The sequence below is a fragment of the Bradyrhizobium roseum genome, from assembly GCF_030413175.1.
In the GTDB taxonomy this organism is placed as follows: Bacteria; Pseudomonadota; Alphaproteobacteria; order Rhizobiales; family Xanthobacteraceae; genus Bradyrhizobium; species Bradyrhizobium roseum.
This window is the reverse complement of record NZ_CP129212.1, coordinates 1,663,250-1,679,494: the sequence shown is the minus strand read 5'-3', so window position 1 is coordinate 1,679,494 and position 16,245 is coordinate 1,663,250. Positions and strand designations below refer to the sequence as shown.

Below are 16,245 nucleotides of genomic sequence, written 5' to 3'. Positions count from 1 at the left end.
TCCGTTACAGCCGTTCACAGGCGTAGGCGTAGCCGATGCCTGCGACGAAGAAGCCGAAGGCGAGCGCCAGCATGAGAATGTCCAGCATGGGTATGTTCCTGTGCGTCGTGGCCCGCGAGCCGATGGACGGCTTTCGCGTTTTGCCGGGCTGAAGTGCCACCGGGCGCATAGGTTTTCGAGGCGGGAGCCATGGCGACGTTATAGGAATCTCATAAAGGCCGCCTCGGTCGTTCCGCATTGGCTGGATCAGCCGATCGAGACCCGCCACGCCGGCGTGGCGCTGGCAATCCTGAGCGCGTTCGTCGAGGCCAGGGACGTCAGCATGTCGTGGCAACGGACAAGCGCGCGTGATGCACTGCGGCGCGGGAGCGCCCTCTACGAGCAGCTGTGCAGCGAGAATTTCGCCTTTCCGTGCCGCCAACGAGGGGCGCCGGGCGCGCGAATATGCCGGAACAACAGGGTTAACGCGGCTACTTCGCGGTGGCCGGAACGGCCTTGTTCGTGTAAACGCCTTTTATTGCCGATTCTGGTGCGCTGGCCGACCGCGGGCTGACGAGCTTTCTGGACGCAAATCGGGTACCCACCCCGCGCCGGAACGAAGGGATCGGAGCCGACGATCCGTCAGATGGATAGGTATCATGACTGCCATATCGGCGAACCGCTCTATCGTCCCCTTCCTGGTGTTCCTTGCCTGTGGCGTGGCGCTCGCGCTCGCCATCCAGTACGGGCGCCGCCCGGCAGTCGACACCGGCGCGGAAACGACATCGCCGGCGATGTCAAAGTCCGCATCGGAGGCGCGTGAGCAGAGCCCGGCCCCGCTCGCCAAGGTGCAGTCGGAAACAAAGTCCGTCGTCGACGCGCTGATCGGATCGCCTCCGGCGCCGGAGAGCAACGACGGGATACCGACATTCGACGTTGCCAGAATCGAGCCGACCGGCGAGACCGTCGTCGCCGGCCGGGCAACGCCGGGCGCAACGGTAGAACTGCTGCGCGACGGCGAAGTGCACGATCGCGCGGTCGCGGATCAATCCGGACAATTCGTCATCGTGCCGCCCAAGCTTCCACCGGGTACCTATGACCTGACGCTGCGCTCGAAAGCGCCCGATGGCAAAGTGAACACGTCCAGGCAGCGGGTGACGGCGGCGCTGGAGCCGAGATCGACCGAAAAGCCGGTCGTGGCGCTGGTGACACCGAACAAGCCGACTGTCGTGCTGTCGCAACCGGGTGCCGCCAAACCGGGGACCGACGCGGTGGTGGTGGAAACGGTCGAGATCGAACCGGGCGGCAAGTTCCATGTCAGCGGCCAGGCGCGCCCCGGCGCCGCGCTGAGGCTCTATCTCAACGACAGCTTCATCACGTCGGTAACGGCCGGCACGGATGGCCGCTTTGCGGTCACCATCAATGAAGGGGTCGCGCCGGGCAATTATCGCGTCAGGCTCGACGAGGCGTCAGGTTCCGGCACGGTACGCGCCCGCGCCGAGGTGCCGTTCACAGCGCCCGATATCACCGCGTCGGTGTCGGCGCAGCCAACGAAGCGCCCGGACTCCACCGCCTCGCAACAGACACAGCTCGCCGCCGCAGGGACAACCGTCGTGCCGGATAGCAGTTCGCCGTCCTCCACCGTGGTTGTGCCGAAAATCGCCACCACGACGGTCTCCCGCGGCGATAGCCTCTGGCGACTCAGCCAGGCCTCCTACGGCGCCGGCATGCGCTACGCCGTGATCTACAAGGCCAATAAGGAGCAGATCCGCAATCCTAACCTGATCTATCCCGGACAGGTGTTCGTCGTTCCGGCGAAGTGAGGCGGCCATCTTCGCGATGACGCGCGGTCGCATCCCTGTCGACAGCCCGCCTACTCCGCCGCCGACTGCAACTCCACCTTCTGCACGCGCACCGCGCAGAACTTGAATTCGGGAATTTTTCCGAACGGGTCGAGCGCCGGATTGGTCAGCAGGTTCGCCGCCGCCTCCGCGTAGCAGAACGGCATGAAGATCATGTTTTCAGGAACGTCGCGGTCGGAGCGCACCTTGACCTCGACGGCGCCGCGGCGCGTCTCCAGGCGGATGAAATCGCCGGGCCAGACGCTGAGCCTGCGCATGTCCTTTGGCGACATGAATGCCACCGCTTCCGGCTCGATCTGGTCGAGCACGGAGGCGCGGCGGGTCATCGAACCGGTGTGCCAGTGTTCGAGCACGCGGCCGGTCGACAGCACCATCGGATATTCGGCGTCAGGCACCTCGTCGGGCGCGATGACCTTTGCCGGCACAATCTTGCCCCGGCCGCTCGCGGTCGGGAAACCCGTGGTGAAGATGATCTCGTTGCCCGGCTTGTCGGAAGCGTCGACCGGATAGGTCACCGCCCCCTCGCGCACCAGGCGGTCCCAGGTGATGTTCTTCAATGACGGCATCACCTGCGTCATCTCGGTGAACACCTCTGCCGGCCCGTCGTAATTCCAGGGCAGGCCCATACGCTTGCCGATCTCCTGGATGATCCAGAGATCCTGCCGCGCATCGCCGGGCGGCCTGACCACCTCGCGCGCGAGCTGCACGCGGCGGTCGGTGTTCGTAAAAGTGCCGCTCTTCTCGGCAAATGCCGAGGCCGGCAGGATCACGTCGGCGTGGAACGCGGTTTCCGTCACAAAGAGATCCTGCACGACGAGGTGATCGAGCATGGCGAGCGCCCCGCGCGCATGCTGCAGATCGGGATCCGACATCGCGGGGTTCTCGCCCTCGATATACATGCCGGTGATTTCACCGGCGTGGATCGCGTTCATGATCTCGACCACGGTCAAACCGCGCACGGGATCGAGGTCCTGGTGCCAGAGCTTTTCAAAGGGCTCGCGCAGATCGGTGCGGCCGACCGGCTGGTAGTCCGGCAAGAACATCGGGATCAGGCCGGCGTCGGAGGCGCCCTGCACGTTGTTCTGGCCGCGCAGCGGATGCAGTCCGGTGCCGGGACGGCCGACCTGCCCCGTCGTCAGCGCCAGCGCAATCAGGCAGCGCGCGTTATCGGTGCCGTGAATGTGCTGGCTGATGCCCATGCCCCAGAAGATGATCGAGGCCTGCGAGCGGGCATAGGTCCGCGCCACTTCCTTCAGCGTCTCGGCGGGGATGCCGCAGATCGCTTCCATTTTCTCCGGCGGAAAATCCTTGATGCGCTCGGCGAGTTCGTCAAAGCCCTCGGTGTAGCCCGCGATATATTGCTGGTCGGTCAGCCCTTCGGTGATGATGGTGTGCAGCATCGCGTTCAGCATCGCGACGTCGCTGCCGGGCTTGAACTGCAGATGCTTCCAGGCGTGGCGCGACAGCGTCTGCCGGCGCGGATCCATCACGATCAGTTTTGCGCCGCGCTTGGCCGCGTTCTTGATGTAGGTCGCAGCCACGGGATGGTTCACGGTCGGGTTGGCGCCGATCACGATGATGACTTCAGCATCCATGGCGGCCGCGAACGGCGCCGACACCGCGCCCGAGTTCAGCCCTTCCATCAGCGCCGCCACGGATGAAGCGTGGCACAGCCGCGTGCAGTGATCGACATTGTTCGAGCCGAACCCGGTGCGCACCAGCTTCTGAAACAGGTAGGCCTCCTCGTTGGAGCCCTTGGCGGAGCCAAAGCCGGCCAGCGCCTTGACGCCCTTCTCGTCACGGATTTTCACGAGGCCCTTGGCGGCGATATCCAGTGCCTCTTCCCACGACGCTTCACGGAAATGCGTGAACGGGTTCGCCGGATCGACCTGGTCGTTGGCGTCCTTCTTCGCATTCGGCAACCTCACCAGCGGCTTTGTGAGACGATGCGGGTGATGGATGTAGTCGAAACCGAAGCGGCCCTTGACGCAGAGGCGGTTATGGTTCGCCGGGCCGTCGCGGCCCTCGGCATAGATGACCTTCTCGTCCTTGACCTGATAGGTGACCTGGCAGCCGACGCCGCAGAACGGGCACAGCGAGTCCACCTTCCGGTCGGCATAAGTCACGCGGGTCTGGTTCTCGTCCAGCATCACCGAGGGCATCAGCGCGCCGGTCGGACAGGCCTGCACGCACTCGCCGCAGGCAACGCAGGTGGACTCGCCCATCGGGTCGTCGAAGTCGAACACGATCTTGGCTTCGTGGCTGCGGTAGGCCATGCCGATGACGTCGTTGACCTGCACCTCGCGGCACGCGCGCACGCACAGGCCGCACTGGATGCAGGCGTCGAGGTTGACGCTCATGGCGGGATGGCTGCTATCGCCCTGCCAGCGCTCGGCGGCCGGGAAACGGCTTTCGGTCACCTCGACCTTCTCGGCCCAGTGCCAGAACTTCGAATCCGGATCGTGCGAGGTTTCGCGCGCCGGCTGGTCGGCGACCAGAAGCTCCATCACCATCTTCTGCGCCGCGACCGCGCGCGCGCTCTCGGACTTCACTTTCATGCCGACACTCGGCGTGCGCTTGCAGGACGCCGCCAGCACGCGCTCGCCCTCGATCTCGACCATGCAGGCGCGGCAATTGCCGTCAGGCCGGTAGTCCGGCTCCGGCGAATAGCACAGATGCGGAATTTCCTTACTGTGACGTTTTGCGACCTGCCAGATGGTCTCGCCGGCATTGGCCTCGACCTGCTGGCCGTCGAGTTCGAACTTGATTTTCGTCATTCCGCGGCCTCTTTCGGCACGAATTCTTCCGGAAAATATCTAATCACCGACGTCAGCGGATTCGAGGCGGCTTGGCCCAATCCGCAGATCGAGGCGTCGCGCATCGCCTGGCTCAACTGGTCGAGCAGTTCGCGGTCCCAGACCGGGCGCTCCATCAGCACCGCCGCCTTCTGCGTGCCGACCCGGCACGGCGTGCACTGGCCGCAGCTTTCATCCTCGAAGAATTTCATCAGGTTCAGCGCCGCGCCCCTCACACTGTCCTGATCGGACAGGATGACGACGGCGGCCGAGCCGATGAAGCAGCCGTATTTTTCCAGCGTGCCGAAATCGAGCGGGATATTATCCATCGAGGCCGGCAGGATACCGCCCGAAGCGCCACCCGGAAGATAGGCGTTGAAGACGTGTCCATCCGCCATCCCGCCGCAGAACTCGTCGATCAATTCGCGCACGGTGACACCGGCCGGCGCCAGCTTCATGCCGGGATTTTTCACGCGGCCCGATACCGAATAGCTGCGCAGGCCGTGCCGGTCGTTGCGGCCGTGGCCCTTCCACCAGTCCGCGCCCTTCTCGACGATGTCGCGCACCCACCATAGCGTCTCGATATTGTTGATCAGCGTCGGCAGGCCGAACAGGCCGACCTGAAACGGATACGGCGGCTTGTGCCGCGGCAGGCCGCGCTTGCCCTCGATCGACTCCAGCAGCGAGGATTCCTCGCCGCAGATATAGGCGCCGGCGCCGCGGCGCATGTGCAGCACGGGACCGCCGGACGGCAGTTTTGCGATTTCGCGTTCAAGGATTTCGCGCGAGGCCGGGTATTCGTCACGGAGATAGATGTAGACCTCGCTCGCCTCGACCACATGCGCGCCGATCAGCATGCCCTCGATGAAACGATGCGGATCGGTCTCGAGATAGAAGCGGTCCTTGAAGGTGCCGGGTTCACCCTCGTCGCCATTGATCGCCATCAGGCGCGGACCGGGCTCGCCGAGCACCGCACGCCATTTGCGCCCGGTCGGAAAACCCGCGCCGCCAAGCCCGCGCAGCGAGGCATCGTCGAGCGACTTCAGCAAATCGTCTTTCGTCATCGCGCCGGAGCGCAGGCGATTGAGCAGCTGGTAGCCGCCATCGGCAACATAGGCCTCGTAGTCGATATAGTGGGGCAGATGCGCGTGGGTATCGCCGGCCTTGGCGGCAGCGAGCACATTCGTCACCGTGGCATGATCGACGAAGTGATGGCCGACCTCGGCGGCCGGCGCCGTGTCGCAGCGGCCGACGCAGGGCGCGCGCACCACGCGAATGCCGGGGCCGGCCTTTTCCTGCAACTCATGCAGCAGCTTTTCCGCGCCCATCATCGCGCAGGTCAGCGAATCGCAGACGCGGATGGTCAGCGGTGCGATGTCGGGCTCGCCCTCCTTCACCACGTCGAAATGCGCGTAGAAGGTCGCGGTCTCGAACACTTCCGCGAACGACAGCTTCATCTCGTCGGCCAGCGCGGCGAGATGCGCCGCCGAGATCTGGCGGTACGTGTCCTGGATCAAATGCAGGTGCTCGATCAGCAGATCGCGCCGCCGCGGTCGGTCGCCGAGCAAAAGCTCGATCTCATGGGCGGCGGTCGGATCAATCTGACGGCCCTTCGGCGTTGCCTTGGCCCGCTTCCGGCCCGCACCCGGATGCTCGAACGAACGGACCGTTTGTACGTCATGGACAGTCATGGTTGGCGTCTCGTTCTACGGACTTGAACTGGATCGACTCTAATCTCTGGCATACCAGATGCCAACAGAATTATAGCGTCCTGATCAGCATTTGAGCCGCGGCTGGATGTGGGCGCGCGCGCCCATCCGCGGCAAATCTTTGCTCGCGACGGCCTTGCCCGACAGCCCGATGAGACCGCGAAATGATCGCCAGATCAATAAAGCGATCCCATGCTGCGATTGCGAAGACCTATCAATCGCCATTTTGGCGAGGTTTGCCACCCATCAATGGCCGTACCCCGCCCGGATCGGTCAGGCAGCCACCGAACCATCGGCTTTTTCGATCAAAAACACGATGCGGTCCTGGCTGCGTTCGGTGATTTCGACCTTGTCGCCGGTCTCGCGAATGAGGTTCGGGATGTCAATCACCGCGAGCGGGTCGGTGCAGAGCACTTCCAGCTGGTCGCCCGGCGGTAATTTCTTCAGCGCCTTGCGGGTTTTCAATGCCGGCAGCGGGCATTTCAGCCCGGCAAGATCGAGTTTGGTCGTGGTCATGTTCCGAACATGGCGAAGCGAACCCGCACCGTCAACGGACATCAATTGATGAGGCCGGCATAGGACAGGAAGCCGATCATATCGCCGGGCGTGACATGCGTGACCTCCTCGCCGAGTTCGACCAGCCCGTCGGTGTCGGCCAGCGAAGACAACAGCCCCGCACCCTCGCGCGGAAATTTCACCGCTTCCAGCGCCCCGTCCGTAGCCTTGCGCAGGGTCACGCGGACATATTCTCGGCGCGCGATCTTCTTCTTGTAGCTGAAGGCGGCGCGCACCGGCAGCGGCAGCAACGGCTCCGGCCGCGCGCCCGACAGCGCCAGAATGGTCGGCCGCACCACGTGGACGAAAGTAACAAAACTCGCCACGGGATTGCCGGGCAGACCGATGAACGGCGTGCCGCCGATAATGCCCATCGCGACCGGGCGTCCCGGCTTGATCGCCATCCGCCACAGCACCAGCCGACCGACACTTTCGACGCTTGCCTTGACGTGATCCTCCTCGCCGGTCGACACGCCGCCGGTGGTCAGGATCAGATCGTGGCTGCCGGCCACGTCCTGCAGCGCGCGTGCGAGAGCTGTGCGGTCATCCCTGATAATGCCGAGGTCGCTGACCTCGCAGCCGAGCCGCGCCAGCATCGCCATCAGCATGAAGCGATTGGAATCGAACAATTGCGCCGCGGCGCGCGCCTCGCCGGGCGACGCCAGCTCATTGCCGGTGGAGAACACGGCAACGCGCAGCCGCCTGACGACATCGAGCTGCGTCAGCCCGAACGCCGCAGCCAGCGCGACATCCTGCGGCCGCAACCGTTGCCCGGCCTTCAGCGCGACGGTGCCTGCCGGAATGTCCTCGCCCGCCGGACGGACATTGGCGCCGGGCTTGAGGCCTGCGGGCAGCACGACCTTGTCGCCGTCGACGCGGACGTCCTCCTGCATGAACACGGTATCGGCGCCATCAGGCATCGGCGCGCCGGTGAAGATGCGTATCGCCTGCCCCGGTCTGACCGGCGCATGCGAAGCGCCGCCGGCCTGGACCCGCCCTGCGATCAGGAATGCACGCTCCTCCTGCGGCAAGTCGGAACTCGCAACCGCATAGCCGTCGACGGCGGAATTTGTGAAGGGCGGTAGCGGCAGCGGCGCCAGGATATCGTGCGCGAGAACGCGACCATCGGCGCGGGAAAGCGTGACGGTTTCGACATCGACCACCGGCGTCACGCGTGCCGCGATCAGGCCGACGGCTTCATCGACCGACATCATCGGCCCGCCGAAGGCAAAGCAATCGTCGGACAATTGCGCCATCTGCCTGCTCAGCCCTCAGCTTCGCATTTCGCCATCACGTCCTCGAGCGAGATCGCAGATTTCAACAGCATCGCCGCCACCGCCTCGATATCGTCGAGATGGGCGATCGGCAGCGTGGTTTCAACCGCGGTATCGGTTGCAATGCCAACGATGCCGGGATCGTCGGGGAACAGCAGCGGCTTTTCATTCGCGGCGCGAAAGACTTCGATCTTGCGGTGCGGCTCGCGCTTGAAGCCTTCGACGACGACGAGATCGACCCGCGCCATCTTGGCCAGAAGTTCCGGCAGGCGCGGCTCGGCGGCGCCGCGCAGCTCACACATCAGTGCCCAGCGCTGGCTGGATGACACCAGAACTTCGGCAGCACCTGCCTCGCGGTGCTTCCACGAATCCTTGCCGGGCACGTCGACATCGAAAGCGTGATGGGCGTGCTTGATCACGGAAACGCGCAGGCCCTGTTTCTGCAATTGCGGTATGGCCCGCGTCAGCAAGGTGGTCTTGCCGGCGCCGCTCCATCCCGCGAGGCCTATCACTTTCATCACGTTCTCCGCTGTCCTGGCCGAACCGGGCTAGGCATTCTCCCAAGGTGCTTTATATCGGCTGGCAGCCATTGTCATGCTAACCTCCCGGATATGATGAAAATCGACAAAGCCCCCGCCCCCCTGATCGTGCCGAATCCCGACGATCCGCGGCTGACCGAGCGCGTCGCCGGAACCGATCAGACCGGGGCGGCGGTCGAAATCCGGGTGCCGGTGGAGCGGCCGCTGACGCTGTATCTGAACGCGCAGGAAATCGTCACCATGATGACGATCGGTGACTACCCGGAATACCTCGCGCTCGGCTATTTGCTGAACCAGAACATGCTGAAATACGACGATGTCGTCACCGAGGTCGAATATGACGACGACCTGCAGGTGGTCGTGGTGCGCACCGAGCACCACACCAACTTCGAAGCCAAATTGAAGAAGCGCACGCAGACGTCCGGCTGTGCGCAGGGTACGGCGTTCGGCGATCTGCTCGAAGCGGTCGAAAGCGTCGCGCTCCCGAAAGCCGAATTGCGCACCTCCTGGCTCTACGAGATGACGCGTGCGATCAACACCATGCCCTCGCTCTATCTGGAAGCCGGCGCCATTCACGGCTGCGTGCTATGCAGGGAAGGCACGCCGGTCTGCTACACCGAGGACGTCGGCCGCCACAACGCCGTCGACAAGATCGCCGGCTGGATCTATCGCCACGGCGTCGATCCCGCCGACAAGATCCTCTATACCACCGGCCGCCTCACCTCCGAGATGGTGATCAAGACGGTGCGGATGGGCATTCCCATTCTCGTTTCGCGCTCCGGCTTTACGGCCTGGGGCGTCGAGCTCGCGCGCCAGGTCGGGCTGACGCTGATCGGACGCGCGCGCGGAAAGCGCTTCATCGCGCTGTCCGGCCAGGAGCGTATCGTGTTCGACCAGAACCTCGAATATGTCGAGGAAGAATCGGCGCGACACAAGCGCAAGGGCGAAAGCGATGACTGACGCGGCGACCACGACAAAAATTCCCGGCATGCTGCTCGCCGGCGGCCTGGCGCGGCGGATGGGCGGCGGCGACAAGCCGATGCGCACGATTGCCGGCCGCACCATTCTCGAGCGCGTGATCGCGCGGCTGAAGCCGCAATGCGATGGCCTCATCCTCAACGCCAATGGCGATCCCGCGCGCTTCGCGGCGTTCGGCTTGCCGGTCATTGCGGATGGCGTGGCCGATTTTCCAGGCCCGCTCGCCGGCATTCTGGCGGCGCTCGACTGGGCTGCAGCGAACCGTCCGGATGTAAAGCTGCTTTTGAGCGCCGCAGCGGATTGTCCGTTCCTGCCGCGCGATCTGGTGTCGCGCCTGCATGCAGCACTCGCCGCGGAGAATGCCGAACTTGCCGTCGCCGCCTCCGACAGCCAGTCGCATCCCGTGATCGGACTATGGAGCGTCGCCTTGCGCGAACAGCTCCGCCACGCGCTGGTTGTCGAAGACGTCAGGAAGATCGACCGCTGGACCGCGCGATTCAGGCTCGCCACCGTGACCTGGCCGGTCACGCCGCTCGATCCGTTCTTCAACGCCAACACCATGGAGGACATCGTCGAGGCGGAGCGGCTGGCAGCGCTGGATGGCGGTTAGCTTCAAATCCCTCCGTTGTCCCGGCGCACGGGGCCCCTACGATAGGCTTGCCGATCAAGAGCGCTTGGCCAGAACCGCACCCAACAAGAAGGCCCCGTCGTTTTGGGACCCGATATGCCCGACGACACCATGAAGGACCCTCCTGACAGAACAGGACAGCTGCGTGCGCTTCATTCGGGCTTCCGTGCCATGAAGCTTACCGGTGGCGTCCAGGTCCCGGGAATGTGGGCGTTTGCCCAGAGACACATCTCCTGCAGGATGGGAAGCAAGGCCTCGCCCCTGCGCGTTAATTTGTATTCGAAACGCTGGGGCCGTGCCTGATAGGGCGATTTCGTGACGAGGCCCGCAGACTCCATCGCGACCAGTCGATCAGTCAGGATGTTGGTCGTAATTCTCTCCGGCGAAGAGAGGAACTGCGAAAAGCGACTCTTGCCGTTAAGGAGATCGCGCAGGATCACCAGCGTCCAGCGATCACCGACGATGTCGAGCGTCGACGCAATCGGGCAACCTGATCTTGGCTCACGGGTCACGCGGCGGATTCTCCGTTGATGTCACTGGCATATTGCAAGTTACAAGTCACTACGCTATCGTTGTGCCATCAACAATGCAAATTCGAATGGAGGATGCGATGTTGCAGGGGTTCACGGGGAGTTGCCTGTGCGGCGCTGTTCATTTCAAAAGTACGGCCGACGCCCAAATGGTCGGGCATTGCCATTGCGTCGACTGTCGCAAGTCGAGCGGCACGGGCCATTGCACGCATCTCGTCGTACCGGAACAGGCATTCTACGTCACCGGCTCGGTCACGTTCTATGATCGTGCGGCGGATAGCGGCAATATCGTCAGTCGGGGTTTCTGCGGGACATGCGGATCTCCGATCTACTCGAAGAACTCCGGCATGCCCGGCATCGTATTTCCGCGTGCCTCGGTGCTCGATGATCCCGAAATCGTCCAGCCGCAAATGGTCGTCTATGCCAGCCAGGCACCGTCGTGGGATCACATGAGCCCGGCATTGCCGACTTTTGCCACCATGCCCGAGGGCGGGCCGCAGGATGTCATCCTCGTCAAATCCGCGATTTGAGCTGTGGCCTATGATGACGTGCTTGCACAACGCTTCCGCGATGGTTTGCGCGGAGTCAAAGGTGTCACGGAAAGGCGCATGATGGGCGGGCTCTGCCTGCTGGTGAACGGAAACATGCTTGGCGGCGTCGACCGGGCCAAGTCGGGCCGCGATCGCTTCATGTTCCGCGTTGGCAAGGACAACGAGGCCGAGGCTTTGCGGCGACCGGGCGCATCCATCGTCGACATGGGTGGCAGGCGCCTTGGCGGGCTTGTCTTTGTCGATGCAGAAGAATGTGACGACGAGGCTTTCAAGAAATGGATTGCGATGGCAGTCGGATTTGTCGGCCGGCTCCCAAAAAAGTAATCCAGCGATGCCCGTAACGATCGTGTTGCCGGCTTTGTCCTGACCGCGTCAAGCCGGCCGAAACCCTGCCTGCTCCAGCCCGGCTCGTCCTGCGTCGGACGCTAGCGCGTCAAGAAAGGCTTGTACCGCCGGCCGCTGCTTGCGCGCCGTCACCAGCGCGAAATCATAATGCTCTTCGGCAAACGGGATGAAACCCAGGTCTGACGCATGCGCGACCGGCGCAATGGTCATGCCCCAATCGGCGCGGCGCTGCGCGACCGCCGCCGCCACGGCATTGTGCGAGCGCGGCTGATTCCAGTAGCCGTCGGGCCGTGCCCCGCCGAGCAGGCGGTCGATCAGGATGCGCGTGCCGGCGCCCTGGTTGCGGTTGACCATGATGCAGGCGGGATCGGCCAGCGCCGCGCGGACCGCGTCTTCCGCGCTCAAGCCTTCGAAGCGGCGGTCGCCCCTGCGGAACACAATGCCCTGCATGCGCCGCCAGCCCGGCACCAGTTCGAGTCCGTCGCTGAGATAAGGCGTGTTGTAGGTCTCGGTCTTCTCATCGAACAGATGGATCGGCGCAAAGTCGCACTCGCCGCGCTTCGCAGCGGCCAGTCCGCCAAGGCTGCCGACCGCGATCGTGCGCACGACGAGGCCGGCATGCGCCAGCGGCGCGGTGACGAGATCGAGCCCGGTGCAGTGGCTGCCGACGATGACGAGATCCGGCACCCGCACATGCGGCGTGAACAACGTCACCTCGGCCTTAGCTCCGGCCAGCATCTGGTCCGCCAGCGCATCGATCTTCAGAAAGCCGTCAGCCTGCGCGAACGACGTGATGGCGCCGGAGCCCTTGCCGGTCGGATACGCGATCAGCCCATCGACACCTTCGACCAGCGACACCATGACGAATTCGGTGCGGCCGAGTTCGGAAGCGATCCGCACCGGCACGCGGGCATTGACCTTGGCGTCGAAACGCAGCGGCAGGCCTGCCATCCGCCGCAGCACCGGCACGATCATGTCGTGGAAGGTGAACATGGCAGAAGTCGGAAAGCCCGGCAGAATGATCACGGGCTTGCCGTCGCACACCGCAAGGCACAGCGGCTTGCCGGGCTTCAACGCCACGCCGTGGGCGATAATGCCCGGCATGCCGAGCCGGCCGATGATGCGATGCGAGACATCGCCCGCGCCTTTTGACGTACCGCCGGACAGCACCACCATATCGCTGGTCGCAAGCGCCTGGCGCATGGCGGATTCAAGTTGGGTCTCGTCGTCGGGGATGGCGCCGACAAAATGCGCCTCGCCACCATTCTCCGTGATCGCCGCCGTGACGATCGCGCCGTTGGTGTCGTAGATCGCAGCCGGGCGCAGCGGCTGGCCGGGCTGCACCAGTTCGTCGCCGGTGGAAATAATGGCGACGCGCGGCCGTCGCGCGACGGAGACCTGCGCAATGCCGCAGGCAGCCAGCATGCCGATCTCGCGCGAGCCGATGATGGTGCCGGCGCGCAACAGCGCCTCGCCGCGGGCGATATCGGAGCCGGCATAGGAGACGAATTGTCCGGGCGAAGCGGCGCGGCGAATCTCGATCGCGCGAGGCCCTGCCGGCTGGGTGTGCTCGACCATCACGACCGCGTCCGCCCCGCGCGGCACCGGACCGCCGGTGGCGATCGGCGTGGCCGTTCCCGACAGCACCGGCCGCGTCGGCGCAATGCCGCAGGCGATCACCTCGTCGTTGAGCATCACGCGGATCGGCGACGCCTCGCCGGCCGAGGCGAGATCGGCGGAACGCACGGCAAAACCATCGACATTAGAGCGGTCGAACGGCGGCACGTCGATCGGCGCCGTCACGTCCTCGGCCAGCGCGCAGCCGAGCGCGTCGGCGAGCGAACGCTGCTCGGCCGGCACCGCGCGCGGAAACAGCGCGGTCTCGAAACGTGCCAGCGCATCCTCACGCGACAGGATCGTCAGGAACTGGTCCTGATCGATGTCGCGATCCCTTGGCGATGGCGTTTTGGTCATTCCCGAGTTCATCTCAATCCCGCAACATATAGGCATCGATCGGGCTGCCTGCCGCAAACCCTTCGGAGCCGCCTGATATCACACGCCAGGCTTCGGCGCGGGCAATCGCGTCCAGCGACAATTCACCCACCGCCAATGGCGTCCACATTCCCTGCCGCCGCTCCAGCAACGCGATCTCGGCGATACCGACGCTGGATGCAATCTTGCGCGCCAGCGGCAAATTGACCGTCTTGCGCGGTCGGCGGCCCGAGAGACGATCGAGCATCGGAAGCGCCAGCGTCCACCATGCCGCAAAGGCGTGAGCCGGCGCGCCCGGCAGCACGAGGACGGGCGTCTTGCCGATGCGCCCAACGGCCGAGGTACGGCCGGGTTGCAGCGCAATGCCGTGGACGAGAACTTGTCCGCGTGACGCCAGTGCCGTTACCGCCGCATCGGTGCGGCCGACGCCGGAGCCGCCGACGATCAGGAGCAGATCGCATGCGCTATCATCGAGTGCTGCCGCAATCGACGTGGCGTCGCGGCCCACAGTGGTAAAGGAAACAGCTTCGGCGCCGGCGGCTTGCGCGCTCTCCACGAGAGACTCCGCCGCGACGCTGCCGCCGGGCACATTGACGGTGCGCAGCCGCGGCCGACGAACGCTCAATCGCTCCAAGCCGGCCGCGCGCGCCAGCAGAAGATCGCGCGATCGCACGCGCCGCCCGGCCTCCACGGCGAGACGACCGGCAGCGATATCGCTGCCGGTTCGACGAACGCCCTGCCCCGGCACCACCTCCGCCAGCACCTGTGGCATCGGCCCGGACATATCGACGGAATCGGAATCCAGCACGCCATCGCAAGCCTCCGGCATCGCCTCGCCCGCCTCGACCCAGATCGGCGGCGCCGTCAACGGCAACGGCGAATAGGAAGATGCGCCGACGAGATCACGTGCGGCAAAGGCAAAACCATCCACAGCCGCGATGGCGCGCGGTGGACAGGCCGGCAGCGCCGGCATTTCGGCGGCGACACAGCGCAACGCCTCGACGAGTAGGAGCTCGACCGGCGCGACCGGTTCCACGCCCTGCAGCAGGGCGTCGAGCGCCTGATCGAGCGGCGTGAGCGAATTGGGCAGGCGCTGCGGCGAGGTCATCGCTCGCCTATGCCCTGAATCGGACCGGAAATAAACAGAACCGGCAACCGCCCGCAGATGTCCCTCCCGTCGGCCACGTTGACGACCGCGCAAAATAGTTGCAATTGAGACCAATCGGCGGAGCAACCGCCCACAAGACACCAACGGCCAGACGCCGATTCTAGGGAGAAGACAGGATGTTCGCCGGGAACCTATCCAGGCTGGGAATTCTTGCGGCCACGCTGCTGGCAACGACCGCAGCATCGGCGCAAGTCTCCGACGACGTGATCAAGATCGGCGTCCTCACCGACATGAACGGCCCGGCCTCGACGCCGACCGGCCAGGGCTCGGTCACCGCCGCGCAGATGGCGATCGACGATTTCGGCGGCAAGGTGCTGGGCAAGCCGATCAGCATCATCTTCGGCGACCACCAGCTCAAGCCCGATATCGGCGGCGGCATCGCGCGGCGTTGGTACGATGTCGACCAGGTCGACCTGATCGTCGACGTTCCGGTATCGGCGGTCGGCCTCGCGGTGCAGAACATCGCCAACGAGAAGAAGAAGCTGTTCATCGCCCATTCGACCGGCACCGCGGATTTCCACGGCAAGTTCTGTTCGCCCTACGCGATGCAGTGGGTTTTCGACACCCGCGCGCTTGCGGTCGGCACCGCGCAGGCGGTGGTGAAGCGCGGCGGCGACAGCTGGTTCTTCATCACGGACGACTATGCGTTCGGCCACTCGCTGGAACGCGACGCTTCGTCCGTCATTACCGCGAACGGCGGCAAGGTGCTGGGCTCGGTGCGGCCGCCGCTGGCGACGCCCGACCTGTCGTCGTTCGTGCTGCAGGCGCAGGCGTCCAAGGCCAAGATCATTGGCATCGCCGCCGGTCCGCCCAACAACATGAACGAGATCAAGACCGCCGCCGAGTTCGGCGTCTTCAAGGGCGGCCAGCAGATGGCGGCGCTGCTCGCGCTGATCACCGACATCCATTCGCTGGGATTGCCGGCCGCGCAGGGCCTGTTGCTGACGACCTCGTTCTACTGGGACATGGACGACAAGACCCGCGAATGGTCAAAGCGCTATTTCGCCAAGATGAACCGGATGCCGACGATGTGGCAGGCCGGCGTCTATTCCTCGGTGATTCACTATCTCAACGCGATCAAGGAAGCCGGCACCGACGAGCCGCTGAAAGTGGCGGCGAAGATGCGTGAAAAGCCGGTCGAGGATTTCTTCTCCCGCAACGGCAAACTGCGTGAGGACAATCTGATGGTGCACGACCTGTGGCTGGTGCAGGTCAAGAAGCCCGAGGAATCGAAATATCCGTGGGACTATTATCAGATCCTCGCCAAAATCTCCGGCGAGGACGCCTTCGGCCCGATCGATCCGGCCTGCGCGATGGCGAAGAAATAAGAGGCGAATGGC

General features: G+C 64.6%; 15 protein-coding genes. 6 read left to right on the top strand and 9 right to left on the bottom strand.

What is annotated here, in order from left to right:
- Positions 1 to 4 precede the first annotated feature (4 nt).
- On the bottom strand, positions 5 to 160 hold the full coding sequence (locus QUH67_RS07905) for a hypothetical protein (protein WP_300946123.1): 156 nt from the start codon (positions 158 to 160) through the stop codon (positions 5 to 7).
- 478 nt (positions 161 to 638) lie between these two features.
- Between QUH67_RS07905 and QUH67_RS07900 the strand changes: the two genes are divergently transcribed.
- Positions 639 to 1,802 (top strand): LysM peptidoglycan-binding domain-containing protein, encoded by a 1,164-nt coding sequence (locus tag QUH67_RS07900; RefSeq protein ID WP_300946122.1) that lies wholly within the window; start codon positions 639 to 641, stop codon positions 1,800 to 1,802.
- 50 nt (positions 1,803 to 1,852) lie between these two features.
- On the opposite strand, the gene fdhF is transcribed toward QUH67_RS07900, so the two are convergent.
- The 5 genes from fdhF to mobB form a co-directional block, all read right to left on the bottom strand.
- Positions 1,853 to 4,618, bottom strand: coding sequence for a formate dehydrogenase subunit alpha (gene fdhF, locus QUH67_RS07895; protein WP_300946121.1), 2,766 nt, complete (start codon positions 4,616 to 4,618; stop codon positions 1,853 to 1,855).
- Positions 4,615 to 6,327 (bottom strand): NADH-ubiquinone oxidoreductase-F iron-sulfur binding region domain-containing protein, encoded by a 1,713-nt coding sequence (locus QUH67_RS07890; protein ID WP_300946120.1) that lies wholly within the window; start codon positions 6,325 to 6,327, stop codon positions 4,615 to 4,617. Before QUH67_RS07890 ends, fdhF begins: the two co-directional genes overlap by 4 nt.
- 291 nt (positions 6,328 to 6,618) lie before the next feature.
- On the bottom strand, positions 6,619 to 6,861 hold the full coding sequence (locus QUH67_RS07885; RefSeq protein ID WP_300946119.1) for a sulfurtransferase TusA family protein: 243 nt from the start codon (positions 6,859 to 6,861) through the stop codon (positions 6,619 to 6,621).
- A 41-nt stretch (positions 6,862 to 6,902) separates the two neighbouring features.
- Positions 6,903 to 8,156, bottom strand: a complete 1,254-nt coding sequence (locus QUH67_RS07880; protein WP_300946118.1) for a molybdopterin molybdotransferase MoeA — start codon at positions 8,154 to 8,156, stop codon at positions 6,903 to 6,905.
- 8 nt (positions 8,157 to 8,164) lie between these two features.
- Positions 8,165 to 8,692: a molybdopterin-guanine dinucleotide biosynthesis protein B gene (mobB, locus tag QUH67_RS07875; protein ID WP_300946117.1), complete on the bottom strand. Its 528-nt coding sequence runs from the start codon at positions 8,690 to 8,692 to the stop codon at positions 8,165 to 8,167.
- A gap of 93 nt (positions 8,693 to 8,785) precedes the next feature.
- On the opposite strand from mobB, the gene fdhD reads away from it, so the two are divergent.
- Together fdhD and mobA are read left to right on the top strand one after the other, a co-directional pair.
- Positions 8,786 to 9,673 (top strand): formate dehydrogenase accessory sulfurtransferase FdhD, encoded by an 888-nt coding sequence (gene fdhD / locus QUH67_RS07870; RefSeq protein ID WP_300946116.1) that lies wholly within the window; start codon positions 8,786 to 8,788, stop codon positions 9,671 to 9,673.
- The gene (mobA, locus tag QUH67_RS07865; protein ID WP_300946115.1) at positions 9,666 to 10,301 is read left to right on the top strand and encodes a molybdenum cofactor guanylyltransferase MobA; all 636 of its coding nucleotides are present in this window, start codon (positions 9,666 to 9,668) and stop codon (positions 10,299 to 10,301) included. Before fdhD ends, mobA begins: the two co-directional genes overlap by 8 nt.
- A 170-nt stretch (positions 10,302 to 10,471) precedes the next feature.
- Here the strand turns inward: mobA and QUH67_RS07860 are convergent, their stop codons facing one another.
- Positions 10,472 to 10,831, bottom strand: a complete 360-nt coding sequence (locus tag QUH67_RS07860; protein ID WP_300946114.1) for a winged helix-turn-helix transcriptional regulator — start codon at positions 10,829 to 10,831, stop codon at positions 10,472 to 10,474.
- A 98-nt stretch (positions 10,832 to 10,929) separates the two neighbouring features.
- Between QUH67_RS07860 and QUH67_RS07855 the strand changes: the two genes are divergently transcribed.
- Complete coding sequence (locus QUH67_RS07855; protein WP_300946113.1) at positions 10,930 to 11,379, top strand: GFA family protein; 450 nt, start codon at positions 10,930 to 10,932, stop codon at positions 11,377 to 11,379.
- A gap of 3 nt (positions 11,380 to 11,382) precedes the next feature.
- Positions 11,383 to 11,724, top strand: a complete 342-nt coding sequence (locus QUH67_RS07850) for a TfoX/Sxy family protein (RefSeq protein WP_300946112.1) — start codon at positions 11,383 to 11,385, stop codon at positions 11,722 to 11,724.
- 48 nt (positions 11,725 to 11,772) lie between these two features.
- On the opposite strand, the gene QUH67_RS07845 is transcribed toward QUH67_RS07850, so the two are convergent.
- A complete protein-coding gene (locus QUH67_RS07845; RefSeq protein WP_407080412.1) occupies positions 11,773 to 13,731 on the bottom strand; it encodes a molybdopterin biosynthesis protein in 1,959 nt (652 codons plus the stop codon).
- 1 nt (position 13,732) lies between these two features.
- Entirely contained in the window at positions 13,733 to 14,845 is a 1,113-nt protein-coding gene (locus tag QUH67_RS07840; protein WP_300946110.1) for a molybdopterin-binding protein, read from the bottom strand.
- Between the two features lie 176 nt (positions 14,846 to 15,021).
- On the opposite strand from QUH67_RS07840, the gene QUH67_RS07835 reads away from it, so the two are divergent.
- A complete protein-coding gene (locus tag QUH67_RS07835; protein WP_300946108.1) occupies positions 15,022 to 16,233 on the top strand; it encodes an ABC transporter substrate-binding protein in 1,212 nt (403 codons plus the stop codon).
- The last annotated feature ends 12 nt before the right edge of the window (positions 16,234 to 16,245 follow it).

Coding starts and splice junctions, on each gene's coding strand:
- mobA (WP_300946115.1), top strand. CDS start 9,666: ATGACTGACGCGGCGACCACGACAAAAATTCCCGGCATGCTGCTCGCC.
- QUH67_RS07855 (WP_300946113.1), top strand. CDS start 10,930: ATGTTGCAGGGGTTCACGGGGAGTTGCCTGTGCGGCGCTGTTCATTTC.
- QUH67_RS07885 (WP_300946119.1), bottom strand. CDS start 6,861: ATGACCACGACCAAACTCGATCTTGCCGGGCTGAAATGCCCGCTGCCG.
- QUH67_RS07840 (WP_300946110.1), bottom strand. CDS start 14,845: ATGACCTCGCCGCAGCGCCTGCCCAATTCGCTCACGCCGCTCGATCAG.
- QUH67_RS07845 (WP_407080412.1), bottom strand. CDS start 13,731: ATGAACTCGGGAATGACCAAAACGCCATCGCCAAGGGATCGCGACATC.
- fdhD (WP_300946116.1), top strand. CDS start 8,786: ATGATGAAAATCGACAAAGCCCCCGCCCCCCTGATCGTGCCGAATCCC.
- QUH67_RS07880 (WP_300946118.1), bottom strand. CDS start 8,156: ATGGCGCAATTGTCCGACGATTGCTTTGCCTTCGGCGGGCCGATGATG.
- QUH67_RS07890 (WP_300946120.1), bottom strand. CDS start 6,327: ATGACTGTCCATGACGTACAAACGGTCCGTTCGTTCGAGCATCCGGGT.
- QUH67_RS07835 (WP_300946108.1), top strand. CDS start 15,022: ATGTTCGCCGGGAACCTATCCAGGCTGGGAATTCTTGCGGCCACGCTG.
- mobB (WP_300946117.1), bottom strand. CDS start 8,692: ATGAAAGTGATAGGCCTCGCGGGATGGAGCGGCGCCGGCAAGACCACC.
- QUH67_RS07900 (WP_300946122.1), top strand. CDS start 639: ATGACTGCCATATCGGCGAACCGCTCTATCGTCCCCTTCCTGGTGTTC.
- fdhF (WP_300946121.1), bottom strand. CDS start 4,618: ATGACGAAAATCAAGTTCGAACTCGACGGCCAGCAGGTCGAGGCCAAT.